We start from the raw sequence: 20,015 nt of genomic DNA on the forward strand, positions 1-20,015 counted from the left end.
TGGTGCGTGCCAACCGGTTACGGGTGTGGCGCTCGGGGTCGGTGGGACGCGGCGTCGCGTCCCCTCGGGAACAACGCACGACCGTACCGAGGAGTGCCCGCCCGGGTGACCCGTATCCGTCTGAACTGTCGGTGGCGAGTCGTAGACTTCGAGGCCGAAACCCGAGTACGTCGCCGGAGGTCTCCCACCGTGTCCAAGCCGCCCTTCACGCACTTGCACGTGCACACGCAGTACTCGCTCCTCGACGGTGCCGCGCGGCTGAAGGACATGTTCAAGGCGTGCAACGAGATGGGCATGTCGCACATCGCGATGACGGACCACGGGAACCTGCACGGGGCGTACGACTTCTTCCACTCCGCCGAGAGCGCGGGCGTGACGCCCATCATCGGCATCGAGGCCTACGTGGCCCCCGAGTCCCGCCGCACCAAGCGGAAGATCCAGTGGGGCCAGCCGCACCAGAAGCGTGACGACGTCTCCGGCTCGGGCGGTTACACCCACAAGACGATGTGGGCGGCGAACAGCACGGGTCTGCACAACCTCTTCAAGCTCTCCTCCGACGCGTACGCCGAGGGCTGGCTGCAGAAGTGGCCCCGTATGGACAAGGAGACCCTCGCCCAGTGGTCCGAGGGCCTGATCGCCTCCACCGGCTGCCCCTCGGGTGAGCTGCAGACGCGGCTGAGGCTCGGTCAGTTCGACGAGGCGCTCAAGGCGGCCTCCGAATACCAGGACATCTTCGGCAAGGACCGCTATTTCCTGGAACTGATGGACCACGGCATCGAGATCGAGCGCCGGGTCCGTGACGGACTTCTCGAGGTCGGCAAGAAGCTCGGAATTCCGCCGCTGGTGACGAACGACTCGCATTACACGTACTCCCACGAGTCGACCGCCCACGACGCACTCCTGTGCATTCAGACGGGAAAGAACCTCTCGGACCCGGACCGCTTCCGTTTCAACGGCACGGGTTATTACCTGAAGACGACCGACGAGATGTACGCGATCGACTCTTCGGACGCCTGGCAGGAGGGGTGTGCGAACACCCTCCTGGTCGCCGAGCAGATCGACACCACGGGCATGTTCGAGAAGCGCGACCTGATGCCCAAGTTCGAGATCCCGGAGGGCTTCACCGAGGTCACCTGGTTCCAGGAGGAGGTCCGGGTCGGCATGAACCGCCGCTACCCGGGCGGTGTCCCCGAAGACCGGCAGAAGCAGGCCGAGTACGAGATGGACATCATCATCCAGATGGGGTTCCCGGGGTACTTCCTCGTCGTCGCCGACTTCATCATGTGGGCGAAGAACAACGGCATCGCGGTCGGCCCCGGCCGAGGCTCCGCGGCCGGCTCGATCGTCGCGTACGCCATGGGCATCACGGACCTCGACCCGATCACGCACGGACTGATCTTCGAGCGGTTCCTCAATCCCGAGCGCCTGTCCATGCCCGATGTCGACATCGACTTCGACGAGCGCAGGCGCGTCGAGGTGATCCGCTACGTCACGGAGAAGTACGGAGCCGACAAGGTCGCCATGATCGGCACCTACGGCAAGATCAAGGCCAAGAACGCCATCAAGGACTCGGCCCGCGTACTGGGTTACCCGTACGCCATGGGGGACCGCCTCACCAAGGCCATGCCCGCCGACGTCCTCGGCAAGGGCATCGACCTCGACGGCATCACCAACTCGGAGCATCCGCGCTACAGCGAAGCGGGCGAGATCCGCGGGATGTACGAGAGCGAGCCGGACGTCAAGAAGGTCATCGACACCGCCAAGGGCGTCGAGGGCCTCGTCCGTCAGATGGGCGTGCACGCGGCCGGCGTGATCATGTCCAGCGAGTCGATCGTCGACCACGCCCCGCTGTGGACGCGGCACACCGACGGCGTGACCATCACGCAGTGGGACTACCCGCAGTGCGAGTCGCTCGGCCTGCTGAAGATGGACTTCCTCGGCCTGCGCAACCTGACGATCATGGACGACGCCATCAAGATGGTGCAGGCCAACAAGGGCATCGACCTGGAGATGCTCGACCTGCCGCTCGATGACGCGAAGACCTTCGAACTGCTCTGCCGCGGCGACACCTTGGGTGTCTTCCAGTTCGACGGCGGGCCGATGCGCTCCCTGCTGCGCCAGATGCAGCCCGACAACTTCGAGGACATTTCCGCCGTCTCGGCCCTCTACCGCCCGGGCCCGATGGGCATGAACTCGCACATCAACTACGCGGAGCGGAAGAACGGCCGCCAGGAGATCAGCCCGATCCACCCGGAGCTCGAGGAACCGCTGAAGGACACCCTCGGTCTGACCTACGGCCTCATCGTGTACCAGGAGCAGGTGCAGAAGGCCGCCCAGATCATCGCCGGCTACTCACTCGGCGAAGCCGACGTGCTGCGCCGTGTGATGGGCAAGAAGAAGCCCGAGGAACTCGCCAAGAACTTCGTCCTCTTCCAGGACGGCGCCCGGAAGAAGGGCTTCTCGGACGCGGCGATCCAGGCCCTGTGGGACGTCCTGGTCCCGTTCGCCGGATACGCGTTCAACAAGGCGCACTCCTCCGCGTACGGCCTCGTCACTTACTGGACCGCCTATCTCAAGGCCAACTACCCGGCCGAGTACATGGCGGCGCTGCTCACCTCGGTCAAGGACGACAAGGACAAGTCCGCGGTCTACCTCAACGAGTGCCGCCGCATGGGCATCAAGGTCCTCCCGCCGAACGTCAACGAGTCGGAGCAGAACTTCGCCGCCCAGGGCGACGACGTGATCCTCTTCGGCCTCTCCGCGGTCCGTAACGTCGGCACCAACGTGGTGGATTCGATCATCCGCAGCCGCAAGGCGAAGGGCCGCTACGCCTCGTTCCCCGACTACCTCGACAAGGTCGAGGCCGCCGCCTGCAACAAGCGCACCACCGAATCGCTGATCAAGGCGGGCGCCTTCGACACCATGGGCCACACCCGCAAGGGCCTCACCGCCCACTACGAACCGATGATCGACAACGTGGTGCAGGTCAAGCGCAAGGAGGCCGAGGGCCAGTTCGACCTCTTCGGCGGCATGGGCGACTCCGCCGACGCCTCCGAGGAGCCGGGCTTCGGACTCGACGTCGAGTTCACGGACGACGAGTGGGAGAAGACGTACCTGCTCGCCCAGGAGCGCGAGATGCTCGGCCTGTACGTCTCGGACCACCCGCTCTTCGGCCTGGAGCACGTCCTGTCGGACAAGGCGGACGCCGGGATCGGACAGCTCACCGGTGGTGACTTCGGGGACGGAGCCGTGGTCACGATCGGCGGCATCATCTCCGGTCTGCAGCGCAAGATGACCAAGCAGGGCAACGCCTGGGCCATCGCCACCGTCGAGGATCTGGCCGGCTCCATCGAGTGCATGTTCTTCCCGGCGACCTACCAGCTGGTGTCGACCCAACTCGTCGAGGACGCCGTGGTGTTCGTCAAGGGCCGGCTCGACAAGCGCGAGGACGTCCCGCGCCTGGTGGCGATGGAACTGATGGTCCCGGACCTGAGCAACGCGGGTACGAACGCCCCGGTGACGATCACCATCCCGACCCTCAAGGTCACCCCGCCCATGGTCAGCCGCCTCGGTGAGATCCTCAGCCACCACCGGGGCAACTCGGAGGTGCGGATCAAGCTGCAGGGCGCCCAGAAGACCACGGTCCTGCGCCTCGACAGGCACCGGGTGCAGCCTGATCCGGCGCTCTTCGGCGACCTGAAGGTACTGCTCGGGCCGTCCTGCCTGGCGGGCTGAGCCCGGCAGGCCGCAGGACCCACGCGGACATACGCGAGGGGCGCGTCCCGTGAAGGACGCGCCCCTCGTTGCTATCCGTGCGATGCGGCCGTGTCAGTACCGGCGCCGGTCAGCCGCGATCGTTCAGCAGCAGTGGTTCAGTTGTGGCCGAACTTCTTCTGCCGCTTGCTGCCGCCGGGAGCGAAATCGGCAGGGCTCGCCTGGACTTCGGACTGTGCGTCCTGCTGAGCCTCCGGGCGCTGCTGCTCGGTTCCGCGCTGCTGCTCCTGCTGCGCGCGGTCCTGCGGACTGCCCTGCTTGCGATTCTTGTTCTTGGCCATGGTGATCTGCCTCCTGAGGGGGATCTAGGGGCCAGGGCCGGGATCAGATTCACATATGGCGGCATAGCGCGCATTTCAGAGAATTACCGTGCGTAATAAGGGCTGCCGAAGGGCGACGGGCCCATGCGCCACGCCGAAGATCGAGTTCCGGCCGTTAACCCTCGCGCAGTCGGGCAGACTCGAAGGTAACCCGGAGCAACCCGCCCCCGATTTCTGTATTCGGGGAGCCTTCAGGGAAAGAGGGTGGAACGCGTGGACCGCTGCGTCGTCCTGGTGGACGCCGGATATCTTCTCGGCGCCGCCGCCAGTCTCCTCGCCGGAGAACCCTCGAGATCCCGTATCACCGTCGACCACACCGCCCTCATCCACGGTCTGCGCGAGCGGGCCGAGTCGGACACCGGGCAGCCGCTGCTGCGGATCTACTGGTTCGACGGCGCTCCCGACCGCGTACCCCAGCCGGAACACCGCAGGCTGCGCGTCATGCCCAGAGTCACCGTCCGCCTCGGCGCCCTCACCAGAAGTGACGGGCGCTGGGCGCAGAAGGGCGTGGATGCGGCGATGCACGCTGAGCTCACCGAACTCGCCCGCAACCGCGCCTGCTCGGACGTCGTCCTGGTGACCGGTGACGGCGATCTGCTGCCCGGCCTGATGTCCGCCAAGGAACACGGGGTCGCCGTCCACCTATGGGCGGTGCAGGCTGCCGACGGTGACTACAACCAGTCCGAGGATCTCGTCGCCGAAGCCGACGAGCGCCGCGTCCTCGACCGCGCCTGGATCACCCAGGCCGTCCGCGCCAAGGAGCTCGGCGGCGTCTGCGCCCCGACCACCGCCCCGCGCCCCGAGATCGCCGCGATCCTCTCCGCCCCGCTGCCCGAGTCCGCGCTCGCCGCAGCGGCGGAACGCGCCGCCGAGGAGTCCGCCGCCACGCAGAACGGCATCGCCCAGAACGGCCACGCGGCCCCGCCCGGCGAACACCCCACCGGCGACCGCACCCCCGCCAAGGGCGTCCCCACCCCCAAGGACCTCGCTGCCCTGCGCGGCCCCGGCCAGCACGCGCAGTCCGCACCCCACCCCACCAACGCCACGCTGCGCTGGTCGTCGGACAAGGGCTGGGTCGAGCGCTCCGGTGCGCCGGGCGAGCCCGCGGGCGTCACCGCACTGCCCACCCTCGCCCAGGTGACCACCGCCGAGCAGCGTTGGGCGGACCGCGAGGAGGACATCACCACCGTCGGCGGCGACCCCTACGAGGTGGGACAGGTCTTCGCCCGGCGCTGGATCGCCCGACTGCCCGAGCCCGGATCCGTGACGAAACTGTCCGGCATGTACCCGCGCATCCCGCACCGGATCGACGGTGAACTCCTCAGGTATGCGGCCCGGTTCGGGCTCCTCGCGCACAAGGACGACCAGATCGACGAGCACGACCGCTACGCGATCCGGGCCGGCTTCTGGCGTGAGATCGACGTCCCCGCCACGGCCGAGCACGCTCCCGCCGCCGAATGACCGGAAGCGGCCGGGTGGCCCGGGGCGGGGGACTGCCGCGCCCGGCGGACGTATAGGCTCCCTCCTCGTGAGTACGCGCACGGGACCGGCGGAACACGACAGCGACGTCGTGTGCGCGGTGCGTGATCTGGTCAAGATCTACCCCGCCACCAAGGGCCGGCGTTCCGCGCCCGGCAACCCCGAGGTGCGCGCCACCGACGGCATCGGCCTCGACGTGCGGCGCGGCGAGATCTTCGGACTGCTCGGGCCGAACGGCGCCGGCAAGTCCACGCTGGTACGCCAGCTCACCGGCCTGATGCGCCCCGACTCGGGCAGCGTGCGGATCCTCGGCCACGACATCGTCCGGCACCCCGAGCGGGCCGCGCGCATTCTCGCCTACCTCGGCCAAGAGTCCACCGCACTCGACGAACTCACCGTCTCGCTCGCCGCGGAGACCACCGGCCGGCTGCGCGGACTCGACGTGCGCACCGCGCGGGCCGAGAGCCGTGCCGTCCTCGACGAACTGGGCCTGACCCCGCTCGCCGGACGCCCTCTGAAGAAGCTCTCCGGCGGACAGCGCCGGCTCGCCTGCTTCGCCACCGCCCTGGTCGGCGAGCGCACCCTCCTCGTACTCGACGAGCCGACCACCGGCATGGACCCGGTGGCGCGCCGGGCGGTCTGGGGCGCCGTCGACCGGCGCCGGGCCGAACGCGGCACGACGGTCCTGCTCGTCACCCACAACGTCATCGAGGCCGAGACGGTCCTCGACCGGGTCGCCGTGCTGGAATCGGGGCGCGTGATCGCCTGTGACAGTCCGGCCGGCCTCAAGGCGGAGATCGCCGGTGAGGTGCGGCTCGAACTGGTCTGGCGGGAGCGCGCTCCGCTCGACGTGCCAGAGGTCGCCGCGCTCCGGGCCTCCGCCCAGGAGTCCGGACGGCGCTGGGTGCTGAGGTTCACGCCGGACGAGGCCCGCGCGGCGGTCGCCGCGGTCACGGGCGGGCGCGCGTTCGCCGCGCTCGACGACTTCACGCTGTCGACGCCGAGCCTGGAGGACGTCTATCTTGCGCTCGGCGGACGTACGAAGGGTTTGGTGAAGGCGTGACGGCGTACGGCGGCGCGGAACAGCCCCGGGGCGACCTGTCGGTGCTCGGCACCGGCACCCAGGACCCGGCGGTGCCTGCGAGCGCGGATCCGGCCGGGTCCGCGCCGGCCGAACTCGCCCCGCGTGCACGCCTGTTGCCCTCGCTCGCCGCGGTCTACCGGGCCCAGCTGTCCCGGGCGCGGGTGGCCCGTATCCCGCTGCTCTTCGTCGCGACCTTCCAGTCGGTCGGGATCATGATCCTGATGCGCGGTGTCGTCGACGGCGGGGGAGAGGCGCGGGCGGTGGTGGCCGGCTCCTCGGTCCTCGTCGTCGCGTTCGTGGCGCTCAATCTGCTCGCCCAGTACTTCGGCCAGCTGCGGGCCGCAGGCGGGCTCGACCATTACGCGACGTTGCCGGTGCCGCCCGCGTCGGTGGTGCTCGGGGCGGCCGGGGCGTACGCCTCGTTCACCGTGCCCGGGACCCTGGTGACGGCCGTGGTCGGCAGTCTGCTCTTCGGTCTGCCGCTCACGCATCTGTGGGTGCTGCTCGCGGTGATCCCGCTGGCCGGAGCGGCACTCGCCGGACTCGGAGCCGCGCTCGGACTGCTCGCGCCGCGGCCCGAACTGGCCACTCTGCTCGGCCAGTTGGGCATGAGTGCGGCGCTGCTCCTCGGTGTTCTGCCGGCCGAGCGGATGCCGGGTGTGATCGCCTACGCGCGCGATCTGCTGCCGTCGACGTACGGGGTGGAAGCCTTCGCACGGACCTTCGACAGCAGCCCCGACTGGGGCGCCGTCGTCCTCGACCTCGGCATCTGCGCCGCCGTCGGCGTGCTCTCGCTGGCCGTCGCCACCTGGGCGTACCGCCGGGCCGCGGTCCGCTGAGCCCGCCGCACCAGGCCCCGCGGCCACGATCGGCGGTCCCACCCCGTCCCGGGAGGCGGGGGCCTGGCACGATGTCAGGGTGACCGCACCGCTGACTCCGCCGCACCAGCCGCCCCCGAACGACCCCTGGAGCGCTCCGCCGCCCGGGGGAGCCGTACCGCCGTGGGCTCCGCGGGACGATGACGACCGGGATCTGCCGGCCGAGATCCGCCAGGCGGTGCTCGTCGCGGTGGGAGTGGCTGTCAGCGGCCTGCTGCTCGGACTGCTGTGGCTGTGGCTCGCGCCCAGAGTGCCGCTGGTGTCCAACACCGAAGGCGTGTACCTGCGCGACATCGAGGGTGAGCAGGCCATCGGCGCAGACGGAACCTTCCTGCTGTGCGGTCTCGCGCTCGGCGCGATCAGCGGCGTGGTGGTCTTCCTGCTCCGCAAGAAGGGCGGCATCCCGCTGGTGATCGGTCTCGCGGCCGGCGGACTGCTCGCCTCGGTGGTCGCCTGGCGGTTCGGCATCTGGCTCGGCCCCGGCAGCGACGTGGTGGCCCGGGCGAAGGAGGCGGGCGTGGGCAAGGCCTTCGACGCCCCGCTGAAGCTCAACGCCAAGGGCGCTCTGCTCGCCTGGCCGGTGGCGGCGCTCGCCGTCCACCTCGCCGTGACGGCCCTGTTCGGGCCCCGTGATCCCGAGCCGATGCTCGGGGACGCGTATCCGGCGTACGGGAAGCAGGGCTGGCCGGCGCCGACGGGTCAGAACCCTCCCGGGCCGGGACAGGCGTCTGCCGCCGACCGGCCGCAGCCGTGGGATCCCGGTGCTGCGGGAGAGGCCCACGGCGAGCGCGGTCCGGGCGGGCGGACGCCGCCGGGCTAGGGCACGTCCGGAGGGCACGTCGTCCGGCGCGCAGCCCGCAGCCCGGAGGCGGGAGCGCGTGCCGGTGCCCGGTGAACAGGCGGCGCCCGGACAGGAACCCGAAGGGTGATCGGGTAACGCTCAGGTAACGGCGTGTGCTGCTGGAACTCCTATGGATCCCTGTGCACTGTTCGACCGTTACCCCGGCAGAAGGTTGCACTCTGAATCTATTGAACCTTGGGTAACGCCATTCCTAGCGTGAGGTGAACATGCTCTGAGCCAAGGAAAGATGGTCGGCCCATGCCCCGAGAGATACCTCCGCTGCGCGAGGTACGAAGCATCACCCACAAGAAGCGCGACGCCTGGTGGACCGTGATGCTCGTCGATCCGGTCGCCACGCCGCTCGTGCGGCTGGCTGCCCGATGGACGCGTATCACGCCCAACCAGATCACCTGGGGCGCACTGGTCCTGGGCCTGGGATCGGCGGCATGCTTCGCGCTGGGGGAGTGGCGGTGGCTGATCGCCGGAGCGGTCCTCTACCACCTGAGCTTCATCCTGGACTGCATGGACGGCAAGGTCGCGCGCCTGACCGGACAGGGCTCCGTCTTCGGTGCCTGGCTCGACTACATCTTCGACCGGATCCGCGTCATGGCCTGTGCCGTGGCGCTGATGGCCGGCCAGTACCACCGCACCGAGGACATCAGATACATCTGGCTCGCAGTCGCCGTCGTCTTCCTCGACGGGCTGCGGTACATCAACTCGCTGGAGATCTTCAAGACCCGGCACACGATGCGCAAGCAGATCAAGGCCCGGGTGCGCGCCGCCCGACGTGCCGAGAACGAGGCGGACATCGCGTTCATGGAGGACCTGCTGCGCGCCAACCCCGAGGCGGACGTGGAACAGGACGTGCGCGGGGGGTCCGCCACCGCGGACAGCGCTCAGCCGGCGGGGCCGCCGTCGCCCGACGGGCTCGTCGAGGCGGGGTCGACGACGCAGGCCACGGCCAAGGTTGTCGATCTGCACCAGGAGTTCCGCAGTCGCTTCCCGATCTACCTCCGGCTCCGTTCCTTCCTGCTGCGCCACCGCATCCGTACGCACCTGATCAGCGGCATCGAGTTCCAGATGGCCGTCTTCATCGTCGGGCCGCTGACCGGGCAGGTCATCGGGGCGACCGTGGTGGCCGGCGCGCTGCTGCTCGCCTTCGAACTCGCCATCGTCTACAAGCTGTTGCTGTCCACCCGCGACTTCGGCCGCACGCTCGCCTCCTTCGAGAGGGATGAGGAGCGGGGGGATCTCTCGGCCGCTGCCTGACGCCCGCGGACCGGGCGGGACCTCGTCTCAGTGCCGGCCGATCGGCGCCAGTACCGCGCCGGTCAGCCGGACCAGGTCGTCCGGCGCCAGTTCGACCTCCAGGCCGCGCCGGCCCGCCGACACGTACACCGTCCGGTGGGCCGAGGCCGATTCGTCGACCACCGTGCGCAGTTGCTTGCGCTGGCCCAGCGGCGAGATCCCGCCGCGTACGTAGCCGGTGGTCCGTTCCGCCGCCGCGGGATCGGCCATCGCGGCGCGCTTGCCGTGCACCGCGGACGCCAGAGCCTTCAGATCCAGCGAGCCGGCGACGGGCACGACCGCCACGGTGAGTTCGCCGTCCACGTCCGCCACCAGCGTCTTGAACACCCGCTCCGGGGACACTCCGGTGGCCTCCACGGCCTCGTCCCCGTACGACTGGTGCGCGGGGTCGTGCTCGTACTGGTGGAGCGTGAACGCGGTTCCGGCGGCGGCGAGTGCCACCGTGGCCGGAGTGCCGCCGGACTGCTGCTTCTTGGGCTTCTTCGCCAACTCGATCGCGCCTTGGGTTCGGTACGGGTGAGGCAGCGCCGCGCGGCCGCACCGGAGCCCGGGACGCCGCGCGGCAAAGGTCAGTTGAGGCTGGTGGGGGAGCGGGTCAGCTCGACCGCCGGGAGCGAGGGCAGATGGCGGAGCACGGCCGTCTCCGCGCGCAGCAGTTTCAGCTCGTCCCGCAGCCGCGACGCGGTGTCGGGGGCCTGGAGGAGGCGCTGCTTGGCCGGTACGTCGAGCACCGCGGCCGCCGCCACCAGGTACGACACGACGGACGGGTCGTCGGGCAGTTCGGCTCCGGTCGCCAGCGACCGCTCGCGGGCACCGGCCAGCCGCTTCTGGTACCCGCGGAAGGCCCGCAGGACGCCCTCGGCGAGTGCGTCCGCGTCCTGTCCCGGGTCCTCCGGCAGTTCCTCGAGCTCGGCGGTCAGGTACGGGCCCGAGGCGTCCACCGAGAGCAGCTTCACCCGGCTCGTCCCGGTGGCGAGCACCTCGAAGCTCCCGTCGGGGCGCTCGCGGACGGTGGCCGCGTCGGCGATGCAGCCGGTCCGGTGGAAGGCCCGCAAGGGATCGTCGCCGAATCCGGCTGTCGGGCCCTGGTCGGGCGTCGCGGTGGGATCGGGCAGCCCGGGGGCGGCGCGGGCGACCTCGTGGCCGTCCCGGATCGCCACCACGGCGAAGGGGCGGGGCTCGCGGGAGTCGTCGTCGGCGTCGTCGGGAGGGTTCGGATGAGCCTTGACGAGATCGCGCATCATGGCGCGATAGCGCTCCTCGAACACGTTGAGGGGCAGCACGAGACCCGGGAACAGGACGGTGTTCAGCGGGAAGAGCGGAAGCCGGACGGTGGTCACGACCCTCAAGAGTAATGGGCGTCCACGGTGTCCGAGTGCTTCCGTGCGCCGGGACCCGGCCCGCCGCGCAGCGGTGTGGCGGAGGCCACTTGGAGGCGGACGCCGTCGCGGAGTGCGAGGAACTGGCCTAGCGGGTCGTCGGACACCCGGTCCCACGGGAACGAGGTCGCGTGCGGACCGATCAGCCGCAGCTGCTCCAGCGCATCCTGCCAGCGGCCGAGCCGCACCAGGACGTACGTGAGGACGTTGCGGACCTCGGCGGGGTGCGGGTCGCCCGCCTCGTACGCGGTGGAGAGTGCGATCGCCAGATCGGCCGCGGCCTCCAGCCGGTCCCGGCCGACCGGTCCGGACGCGGGCGGCTCGCCGGCCCTCCCGGTGCCCGGGTCGGTGTCCAGCAGCAGGGCGAGCGCGGCGCGCACCGGCAGCGCCTGGACCAGCGATCCGGGCAGCGCGTCGGCCGCGGCCAGTTCGGCGAACCGGAAGCACTCGCGGTGCGAGCCGTACCAGGCCGCGGAGAGGTACTGCAGGGCCGCCGTGTGGCAGCCGTAGTGATGCGGCGAGCGGCGCACCGCCTCGGACCAGAGCCGGGCGAAGTCCTCGTGGGGGGCGCCGGTGCCGCGCGCGTGGTCCAGGGCCACCCGCCACGGGACCGGGTCGCCGGGATTGCCCTCGGCGGCGGTGGCGACCAACGGGGCCACATCGCGCAGGAGTTCGCTGCGAGCCGGTGACTCCCAGCCGCGGCGGACCGCGAGCTCGGCCCGTACCAGGGCGACGTCCGGGTCGTAGGGCGAGGAGGCGGTCCACAGATCGAACCACTCGGGGCGGCTGCGGGCGAACGCGGCGAGCCGGACCGTGTAGCGGTCGCGGTTCTCCCACTCGGCGGACTCCCGGGAGGCGGCGAGCAGTTTCGCCGCCGGTCCGTGGTCGCCGCGGCCCGCTGCCACCAGGGCGGGGGCGAGCCGTTCGTCCGGCGCGTCGAGGAGCACCTCGTCGTCCGGAGTGAGGCCGGCGGCGAGGCGCGGAGCGTGGCGGAGCATCCGGGCCATGGCCAGGATCGCGCGAGGGACAGGCATGGTGCCCACCATTGAAAACCGCAGGTGGGGCAGGGGCCAGAGGAGGGTTGGTGACGCTTTTGTATCGGACTCGAGGGTTGCCTCGGTGCGGGTCAAGAGCCGGTAAAGCCTGGCTCCTGGCGGGCCCTGAAGCCGTCGGACCGCCGGCCGCGGCTTCAGCGGATCTCAGCCCCGACGCAGCAGTCGGGACGCACCCGCGGCCACGGTGGTGGCGAGCGTCCAGCCGAGCAGGACCAGGATCGCACCGAGCCACTGCCATCGGTCCTCGAGGCGCCAGTAGCCGTCCTGGCCGAGATTGATCACCGGCAGCAGCAGGTCGAGGGCGAACAGTGAGGCGTTCCACTGCGGGCTCTCGCCGTCCTTGATCTCGGGCGGCTGGTGCTGCGAGAAGACCAGCGCGCCGACGGCCCACAGGAACGCCATCCACACGGCCGCCCGCCCGGGACGGTAGCCGTACGCCACCGTCCAGTCCTGCACATGACCCCAGATCCTGCCCGGGACGGTCAGCGTCTCGCGGCGGCGGCGCTGTTTGGCCAGCAGTACCTCGCGGGCGTCGGCGTCCTCCCCGCTGTTGCGCAGCACGCCGGCCAGCATCTCGTACGGCTCCGGGCTGTACTCCGGCGTGGCCGCCGCGACCCAGGCGATGCGGCGCACCAGCGGGAAGCTGCCGCTGGGGATGAGATTCTCGTACGCGAACCCGGCGACGCTCAGGCCGCCGGGGCCGGGCCAACTCGTCGATTTGTCGATCAGGTTGACCACCTTGGCGCCGGACAGCACCATCTTGCCCCGCTGCGGACGCTCGCCGAGGAAGCGGAGTTCCGGTACCTGGATGCGGCGCAGCGAGACCTCCTGCTCGTTCTCCATCACGAAGCGGGCCTTCTCCAGGTCGAGCGCGTCGCCGAACCGCCCGTCGTTGAGCCGGATTCCGCCGTGGCACTCGAAGCGCTGCACCCGGACCCCGCGCGCAGGCGTCGCGCCGCTCGTCACCTGCGGATTGCTGAGCGCCGCCGGCGTGAGATACAGGGTGCGCTCCACCGTCAGCTGCGGGGCGTTCAGCGCCATGCTCCCGTAGGGATTGCTCAGCAGGCTGCCGCGCAGGCTGAGCGAGACGCCGACCTGGGCGCCGCGCAGGCTGATCTCCCCGTGCGACTCCATGAGTTCGGCCTGCAGGTCCTGGGCGACGGTGAGGCCGTCGGCGATCACGGAGCGCCCGCGCCGGTCGCGGTGCACCACGGCCTGGTTGAGGAGCAGGTCGGTGCCGATGTGGGCGTCGGTGAGGCGGATGCCGCGGTGCACGTGGCAGCGCGGCAGATGCAGATCGCCCTCGGTGTGCAGGCGGGCGGCCTCGAGGCGCGGGATCGAGCAGTTCACCATGCGCAGTGTGGTGAAACGGCTCTCCGGCAGCAGCACCTCGTTCTCGAAGCGGCAGCCCTCGAGTTCCACGTACGGAGTGACCGAGCCACCCGCCACGTCGAGTGTGCCGGTGATCTGGATGCCCTTGAGCTTGATCGAGGAGACCCGGCCGTGCAGTGCGGGCGGTCCGTCCAGCATCAGCAGGCACACCACGCGGGCCCGCACACTGCGCTCCGCTCCCCACGGGCGCCCGCCGTGCGGGTCGTCGATCTCCGCGTCGCCGACGGTGGCGTCGAAGCGGCTGCCGTTGCGGAACGCCTGCCACATGTACATCTCGGCCGCGGTGAATCCCAGACTGTCCGGTGGGTCGCCGCCCTGCCCGTCGTCGTCCACTGCCCCATGACCTCCCCGTGCCGCTTACGTCCCCGTGCCGCTTACGTCCCCGTGCCGTGCCGCTTGTTCTCCCGCGCCCGCTGCGTGCCGCGCCCGCCCTCGCCCGCCGAGTCGCCCGCCGTGCCGGACCTGCGTGCGGTGGCAGGGAGGGCGCGCCGGAGCCCGAACGGTTCATGCCCGCTCGGTGACCGGCTGAACGCTAGTGGTGAACAGAGACTGCGGGGAATACGTGGGGATGGATCAAGCCGTCCCGTCGCGCGCGGTCCGGAGCCGTCCCGCGCCGGGCCGGCGCGCCCCGTCGACCAGCACCCCAGGACCTACGGGCAGTCGCATCGCGGCGTGTCAGTAGCCGTATCAGCAGCCGTATCAGCCTGTGATACCGACGTCCGGCGGCCGGTCCAGGTCTGAGAGAATTGGCCGCGTGATCTCCCGAATCGATCTGCGCGACGACGCCCTCCCCGAGGGCGCGGCCCTGCGCGACCTGCTGCCCCGAGCCGACTTCGACGTGGCCGCCGCCCTGGACAAGGTGCGGCCGATCTGCGAGGACGTGCATCATCGGGGAGACGCGGCGCTGATCGAGTACGCGGAGAAGTTCGACGACGTGACCCTCGACGCGGTACGCGTCCCCGCCGCCGCACTCACCGAGGCCCTGGCCGGAATCGACCCCCAGGTGCGCGCCGCCCTGGAGGAGTCCATCCGGCGTGCGCGACGCGTGCACGCCGAGCAGCGCCGCGCCCCCAAGACCGTCCGGGTCGTCCCCGGCGGCGACGTCACCGAGAAGTGGGTGCCGGTCGACCGCGTGGGGCTCTACGCCCCCGGCGGCCGCTCCGTCTACCCCTCTTCCGTGATCATGAACGCGGTCCCGGCGCAGGAGGCCGGCGTCCCCTCCATCGCCCTCGCCTCCCCGGCACAGCGGGAGTTCGGCGGACTGCCGCACCCGACGATCCTCGCGGCCTGCGCCCTGCTCGGTGTCGACGAGGTGTACGCGGCGGGCGGCGCCACGGCCGTCGCGATGTTCGCGTACGGCACCGAGAGCTGCCCCCCGGCCGACATGGTCACCGGGCCGGGCAACATCTGGGTGGCGGCGGCCAAGCGCTACTTCACCGGCCGCATCGGTATCGACGCCGAGGCCGGACCCACCGAGATCGCCGTCCTCGCCGACGACACCGCCGACCCGGTCCACGTCGCCTCCGACCTGATCAGCCAGGCCGAGCACGACCCGCTCGCCGCGGCCGTCCTGGTGACCGACTCGCTCGCGCTCGCCGACGCCGTCGACAAGGAGCTCCAGGCGCAGGTCGCAGCCACCAAGCACGTCGACGACCGGATCGTGCCGGCCCTGGAGGGCCGGCAGTCCGCGACCGTTCTGGTCGACGGGCTCGAGGAGGGCCTGCGGGTGGTCGACGCCTACGGCGCCGAGCACCTGGAGATCCACACCGCGGACGCCCCGGCCGTCGCGGACCGGGTGCGCAACGCCGGCGCGATCTTCGTCGGCCCCTACGCACCGGTCTCCCTCGGCGACTACTGCGCCGGCTCCAACCACGTACTGCCCACCGGCGGTTGCGCCTGCCACTCCTCCGGTCTGTCCGTGCAGTCGTTCCTGCGCGGCATCCACATCGTGGACTACACGCGGGACGCGCTCGCCGACGTGGCGCAGCACGTGGTGACGCTCGCGGAGGCGGAGGATCTGCCCGCGCACGGCGCCGCGATCAAGGCCCGGTTCGGCTGGAAGGTGCCCGGACAGTGAGTACCGCACGCCCCCTCGGCATCGACGACCTCCCGATCCGCGAGGAGCTGCGCGGCAAGTCCCCTTACGGCGCGCCGCAGCTCGACGTACCCGTACGCCTGAACACGAACGAGAACCCCTACCCGCTGCCCGAGCCGCTGGTCGAGCGGATCGCCGAACGGGTCCGCGAGGCCGCCCGCACCCTCAACCGCTACCCGGACCGGGACGCCGTCGAGCTGCGCACCGAGCTCGCCCGCTATCTGACCCGCACCGGCGGCCATCCGGTGCAGGCCGCCGGGGTCTGGGCGGCGAACGGCTCCAACGAGGTCATCCAGCAACTGCTCCAGACCTTCGGCGGCCCCGGACGCACCGCGATCGGCTTCGAGCCCTCGTACTCGATGCACTCGCTGATCGCCCGCGGCACCGGCACCGCCTGGATCTCGGGACCGCGCAACGCGGACTTCACCATCGACGTGGAGTCGGCCGAGAAGGCGATCGCCGAGAACCTGCCGGACGTCGTCTTCATCACCTCGCCCAACAACCCCACCGGCACCGCAGTCGAGGCCGAGACCGTCCTCGCGCTCCACGACGCCGCCCAGGCGGCGAAGCCCTCGATGGTCGTGATCGACGAGGCGTACGTGGAATTCAGCCACGGCGACTCCCTGTTGTCGCTGCTCGAAGGGCGTCCGAATCTCGTCGTCTCGCGCACCATGTCGAAGGCCTTCGGCGCCGCCGGACTGCGCCTCGGCTATCTCGCGGCCGACCCCGCGGTGGTGGACGCGGTCCAGCTGGTGCGCCTGCCGTACCACCTGTCCGCCGTCACCCAGGCGACCGCGCTCGCCGCGCTCGAGCACACCGACACCCTGCTCGGGTACGTCGACCAGCTCAAGCGGGAGCGGGACCGGGTGGTGGGCGCACTGCGCGAGGCGGGATACGAAGTGACCGCGTCCGACGCCAACTTCATCCAGTTCGGCCGCTTCGAGGACAGCCACCGCGTGTGGCAGCAGATCCTCGACCGGGGCGTCCTGGTCCGTGACAACGGCGTGCCCGGCTGGCTGAGGGTCACCGCCGGCACCCCCGCAGAGAACGACGCATTCCTCGATGCGGTCGGAGAACTCAAGAAGGAGCACCGAGCATGAGCCGCAAGGGCCGTGTGGAACGCACGACCAAGGAGACCGGAGTCCTCGTCGAGATCGACCTCGACGGCACCGGGAAGGTCGATGTATCGACCGGAGTCGGTTTCTACGACCACATGCTGGACCAGCTCGGCCGGCACGGTCTGTTCGACCTCACCGTGAAGACCGAGGGCGACCTGCACATCGACTCGCACCACACCATCGAGGACACCGCCCTCGCGCTCGGCGCCGCCTTCAAGCAGGCACTCGGCGACAAGGTCGGCATCTACCGCTTCGGCAACTGCACCGTGCCGCTCGACGAGTCCCTCGCCCAGGTCACCGTCGACCTCTCCGGCCGCCCGTACCTGGTGCACACCGAGCCGGAGAACATCGCGCCGATGATCGGCTCCTACGACACCACGATGACCCGGCACATCCTGGAGTCCTTCGTCGCCCAGGCCCAGGTCGCCCTGCACGTCCACGTCCCCTACGGACGCAACGCGCACCACATCGTCGAGTGCCAGTTCAAGGCGCTCGCCCGGGCCCTGCGGTACGCCAGCGAGCGCGACCCGCGCGCCGCCGGCATCCTGCCCTCCACCAAGGGCGCGCTGTGAACGGCCTGTCGACCGTACTGATCGTCGTCGGACTCTTCCTGGTCGGCGGCATCGTCTCCTTCGCCAAGCAGAAGATGCCGACCGGGGTGATCGTCCTGCTGTCCATCGCCGCCGCGATGTGTCTGCTCGCCGGCGTCCTGCGTCTCGAGGTGTGGAATTGACCGCCGCTCCCACCAGAAAGGTCGTCGTCCTCGACTACGGCTTCGGCAACGTACGCTCCGCCGAGCGCGCGCTCGCCAGGGCAGGCGCGGACGTCGAGATCACCCGTGACTACGACAGGGCCATGAACGCCGACGGACTGCTCGTCCCCGGCGTCGGCGCCTTCGCCGCGTGCATGGAAGGCCTCAAGGCCGTACGCGGCGACTGGATAGTGGGCCGCCGGCTCGCGGGCGGCCGCCCGGTCATGGGCATCTGCGTCGGCATGCAGATCCTCTTCGCGCGCGGTATCGAACACGGCGTCGAGGCCGAGGGCCTGGACGAATGGCCCGGCACCGTAGGGCCGTTGAAGGCCGACGTCGTCCCGCACATGGGCTGGAACACGGTCGAGGCCCCCGCCGGCACCCAGCTCTTCGCCGGCCTCGACGCCGACGCCCGCTACTACTTCGTGCACTCCTACGCCGTGCACGACTGGTCCCTGGAGACCGGCAATCCCGCGATGCGTGCGCCCAAGGTGTCCTGGGCCACGCACGGCGAGCGGTTCGTGGCGGCCGTGGAGAACGGCGCGCTGTGGGCCACCCAGTTCCACCCCGAGAAGTCCGGCGACGCCGGTTCCCAGCTCCTGACCAACTGGATCGAGACCCTGTGATGGCCAAGCTCGAACTCCTGCCCGCCGTCGACGTCCGCGACGGCCAGGCCGTCCGCCTCGTGCACGGCGAGTCCGGCACCGAGACCTCCTACGGCTCGCCCCTCGAGGCGGCCCTCGCCTGGCAGTCCGCCGGCGCCGAGTGGCTGCATCTGGTGGACCTGGACGCGGCGTTCGGAACCGGTGACAACCGGGCCCTGATCGCCGAGGTCGCCCGAGCCATGGACATCAAGGTCGAGCTCTCGGGCGGCATCCGCGACGACGACACCCTCGCCGCCGCCCTCGCCACCGGCTGCACCCGGGTCAACCTCGGCACCGCCGCCCTGGAGACCCCCGAGTGGGTCGCCAAGGTCATCGCCGAACACGGCGACAAGATCGCCGTCGGCCTCGACGTACGCGGCACCACCCTGCGCGGCCGCGGCTGGACCCGCGACGGCGGCGACCTCTACGAGACCCTGGCCCGCCTCGATTCCGAGGGCTGCGCCCGCTACGTCGTGACCGACATCGCCAAGGACGGCACTCTGCAGGGCCCCAACCTGGAGCTCCTGAAGGGCGTATGCGCCGCGACCGACCGCCCGGTCGTCGCCTCCGGCGGCGTGAGCAGCCTGGACGACCTGCGGGCTATCGCCGCGCTCGTACCCCTCGGCGTGGAGGGCTCGATCGTCGGCAAGGCGCTGTACGCGAAGGCCTTCACCCTGCAGGAGGCGCTGGAGGCCGTGGCCTCATGAGCGACGTACGACGTGTGCAGAGCGGCAGTCCCTGGGAGGACGCCTACGGGTTCGCGCGCGCGGTGGCGGCGGGGGACCGGGTCGTCGTGGGCGGCACCACCTCCTTCAGGGGCCAGGTGCTGCACGGCGAGGGAGACCCGTACGAACAGGCGCGGGTCGCCATCGCGAGCGGTCTGGAGGCGATCGGGAAGTTCGGGATCGGGGCCGAGTCGGTGATCCGCACCCGCATCTTCCTGACCCATGCGCGGGACGTCGACGCGGCCGGCCGGGCGCACCGCGAGGTCTTCGAGGACGTCCGCCCCGTCATGACCATGGCGGTCGTCAGCGGCTTCGTCGACCCGCGCATCCTGGTCGAAGTGGAACTGGAAGCCTTCCGGGCACCCGCCGCGGACGGTCACGAGGAGTTCGAGCAGTCATGACCCTGGCCGTCCGAGTCATCCCCTGCCTGGACGTGGACAACGGCCGGGTCGTCAAGGGCGTCAACTTCCAGAACCTGCGGGACGCGGGCGACCCCGTCGAGATGGCCAAGGTCTACGACGCCGAAGGCGCCGACGAGTTGACGTTCCTGGACATCACCGCGTCCTCCGGGAACCGCGAGACGACCTACGACGTGGTCCGCCGCACCGCCGAGCAGGTGTTCATCCCGCTCACCGTGGGCGGTGGCGTGCGCACTGCCGAGGACGTGGACAGGCTGCTGCGCGCCGGCGCGGACAAGGTCGGGGTCAACACGGCCGCGATCGCCCGCCCCGACCTCATCCGCGAGATCGCCGAACGCTTCGGACGGCAGGTGCTCGTCCTGTCCGTCGACGCGCGCCGCACCGAGTCCGGATCGTTCGAGGTCACCACCCACGGCGGCCGCCGCTCCGCAGGCATCGACGCGGTCGAATGGGCCCAGCAGGCCGCCGAGTTGGGGGCGGGCGAGATCCTGCTCAACTCGATGGACGCGGACGGCACCAAGGACGGCTACGACATCGAGATGATCGAGGCCGTACGACGGCACGTCACGGTCCCGGTCATCGCGAGCGGCGGTGCGGGCAGGCTCACCGACTTCCCGCCGGCCGTCGCGGCCGGTGCCGACGCGGTGCTCGCGGCCTCGGTGTTCCACTTCGGTGATCTGCGGATCGGCGAGGTCAAGCAGACTCTGCGGGAGGCGGGCCACCCCGTCCGGTAGTCGAGCACGACGGGGCGGG

The 20,015-nt window shown here is 70.7% G+C and carries 19 protein-coding genes; 14 read left to right on the plus strand and 5 right to left on the minus strand.

From position 1 onward, the window contains the following. Positions 1-189: 189 nt before the first annotated feature. Entirely contained in the window at positions 190-3,735 is a 3,546-nt protein-coding gene (gene dnaE / locus DSC45_RS10475; protein ID WP_119289423.1) for a DNA polymerase III subunit alpha, read from the plus strand. A 137-nt stretch (positions 3,736-3,872) separates the two neighbouring features. Here dnaE and DSC45_RS10480 read toward each other — a convergent pair whose 3' ends face one another. Further along, positions 3,873-4,055 (minus strand): hypothetical protein, encoded by a 183-nt coding sequence (locus tag DSC45_RS10480; RefSeq protein WP_119289425.1) that lies wholly within the window; start codon positions 4,053-4,055, stop codon positions 3,873-3,875. 243 nt (positions 4,056-4,298) lie between these two features. Here DSC45_RS10480 and DSC45_RS10485 point away from each other — a divergent pair, with 243 nt between their 5' ends. From DSC45_RS10485 to DSC45_RS10505, 5 genes are all read left to right on the plus strand, one after another. After that, positions 4,299-5,555, plus strand: a complete 1,257-nt coding sequence (locus DSC45_RS10485; protein WP_119289426.1) for an NYN domain-containing protein — start codon at positions 4,299-4,301, stop codon at positions 5,553-5,555. Positions 5,556-5,664: 109 nt separating this feature from the next. After that, a complete protein-coding gene (locus tag DSC45_RS36290) occupies positions 5,665-6,636 on the plus strand; it encodes an ABC transporter ATP-binding protein (protein ID WP_119289927.1) in 972 nt (323 codons plus the stop codon). A gap of 71 nt (positions 6,637-6,707) precedes the next feature. Further along, positions 6,708-7,496: an ABC transporter permease gene (locus DSC45_RS10495; RefSeq protein WP_240434583.1), complete on the plus strand. Its 789-nt coding sequence runs from the start codon at positions 6,708-6,710 to the stop codon at positions 7,494-7,496. A 79-nt stretch (positions 7,497-7,575) separates the two neighbouring features. Next, positions 7,576-8,355 carry an ABC transporter permease gene (locus DSC45_RS10500; protein WP_205571300.1) on the plus strand — a complete coding sequence of 260 codons (780 nt, stop codon included), beginning with the start codon at positions 7,576-7,578 and terminating at the stop codon, positions 8,353-8,355. A 279-nt stretch (positions 8,356-8,634) separates the two neighbouring features. Further along, positions 8,635-9,645 carry a CDP-alcohol phosphatidyltransferase family protein gene (locus DSC45_RS10505; RefSeq protein WP_119289430.1) on the plus strand — a complete coding sequence of 337 codons (1,011 nt, stop codon included), beginning with the start codon at positions 8,635-8,637 and terminating at the stop codon, positions 9,643-9,645. Positions 9,646-9,672: 27 nt separating this feature from the next. Here DSC45_RS10505 and ybaK read toward each other — a convergent pair whose 3' ends face one another. From ybaK to DSC45_RS10525, 4 genes are all read right to left on the minus strand, one after another. Then, entirely contained in the window at positions 9,673-10,173 is a 501-nt protein-coding gene (gene ybaK, locus DSC45_RS10510; RefSeq protein ID WP_119289432.1) for a Cys-tRNA(Pro) deacylase, read from the minus strand. A gap of 80 nt (positions 10,174-10,253) precedes the next feature. Next, positions 10,254-11,024: an LON peptidase substrate-binding domain-containing protein gene (locus DSC45_RS10515; protein ID WP_119289434.1), complete on the minus strand. Its 771-nt coding sequence runs from the start codon at positions 11,022-11,024 to the stop codon at positions 10,254-10,256. A gap of 5 nt (positions 11,025-11,029) precedes the next feature. After that, positions 11,030-12,109 carry a hypothetical protein gene (locus tag DSC45_RS10520; protein ID WP_119289436.1) on the minus strand — a complete coding sequence of 360 codons (1,080 nt, stop codon included), beginning with the start codon at positions 12,107-12,109 and terminating at the stop codon, positions 11,030-11,032. A 153-nt stretch (positions 12,110-12,262) separates the two neighbouring features. Next, complete coding sequence (locus DSC45_RS10525; protein ID WP_240434584.1) at positions 12,263-13,783, minus strand: oxidoreductase; 1,521 nt, start codon at positions 13,781-13,783, stop codon at positions 12,263-12,265. Between the two features lie 481 nt (positions 13,784-14,264). Between DSC45_RS10525 and hisD the strand changes: the two genes are divergently transcribed. Genes hisD through hisF form a run of 8 tightly spaced genes read left to right on the plus strand, consistent with a single transcriptional unit; the run spans position 14,265 to position 19,996 of the window. Further along, positions 14,265-15,587 carry a histidinol dehydrogenase gene (hisD, locus tag DSC45_RS10530; protein ID WP_119289439.1) on the plus strand — a complete coding sequence of 441 codons (1,323 nt, stop codon included), beginning with the start codon at positions 14,265-14,267 and terminating at the stop codon, positions 15,585-15,587. Continuing rightward, positions 15,584-16,705 (plus strand): histidinol-phosphate transaminase, encoded by a 1,122-nt coding sequence (locus tag DSC45_RS10535; protein ID WP_119289441.1) that lies wholly within the window; start codon positions 15,584-15,586, stop codon positions 16,703-16,705. The genes hisD and DSC45_RS10535 overlap by 4 nt, the downstream gene beginning before the upstream one ends. Continuing rightward, on the plus strand, positions 16,702-17,295 hold the full coding sequence (gene hisB, locus DSC45_RS10540; RefSeq protein WP_119289443.1) for an imidazoleglycerol-phosphate dehydratase HisB: 594 nt from the start codon (positions 16,702-16,704) through the stop codon (positions 17,293-17,295). The genes DSC45_RS10535 and hisB overlap by 4 nt, the downstream gene beginning before the upstream one ends. Next, complete coding sequence (locus tag DSC45_RS35675; RefSeq protein ID WP_162929184.1) at positions 17,292-17,456, plus strand: hypothetical protein; 165 nt, start codon at positions 17,292-17,294, stop codon at positions 17,454-17,456. The genes hisB and DSC45_RS35675 overlap by 4 nt, the downstream gene beginning before the upstream one ends. Further along, positions 17,447-18,100 carry an imidazole glycerol phosphate synthase subunit HisH gene (gene hisH, locus DSC45_RS10545; RefSeq protein WP_119289445.1) on the plus strand — a complete coding sequence of 218 codons (654 nt, stop codon included), beginning with the start codon at positions 17,447-17,449 and terminating at the stop codon, positions 18,098-18,100. The genes DSC45_RS35675 and hisH overlap by 10 nt, the downstream gene beginning before the upstream one ends. Continuing rightward, positions 18,100-18,825, plus strand: a complete 726-nt coding sequence (priA, locus tag DSC45_RS10550; RefSeq protein ID WP_119289447.1) for a bifunctional 1-(5-phosphoribosyl)-5-((5-phosphoribosylamino)methylideneamino)imidazole-4-carboxamide isomerase/phosphoribosylanthranilate isomerase PriA — start codon at positions 18,100-18,102, stop codon at positions 18,823-18,825. Before hisH ends, priA begins: the two co-directional genes overlap by 1 nt. Beyond that, the gene (locus DSC45_RS10555; RefSeq protein WP_119289449.1) at positions 18,822-19,244 is read left to right on the plus strand and encodes a Rid family hydrolase; all 423 of its coding nucleotides are present in this window, start codon (positions 18,822-18,824) and stop codon (positions 19,242-19,244) included. The genes priA and DSC45_RS10555 overlap by 4 nt, the downstream gene beginning before the upstream one ends. Beyond that, positions 19,241-19,996, plus strand: coding sequence for an imidazole glycerol phosphate synthase subunit HisF (gene hisF / locus DSC45_RS10560; RefSeq protein ID WP_119289450.1), 756 nt, complete (start codon positions 19,241-19,243; stop codon positions 19,994-19,996). The genes DSC45_RS10555 and hisF overlap by 4 nt, the downstream gene beginning before the upstream one ends. Positions 19,997-20,015: the final 19 nt, after the last annotated feature.

Source organism: Streptomyces sp. YIM 130001 (genome assembly GCF_003574445.1).
In the GTDB taxonomy this organism is placed as follows: domain Bacteria; phylum Actinomycetota; class Actinomycetes; order Streptomycetales; family Streptomycetaceae; genus Streptomyces.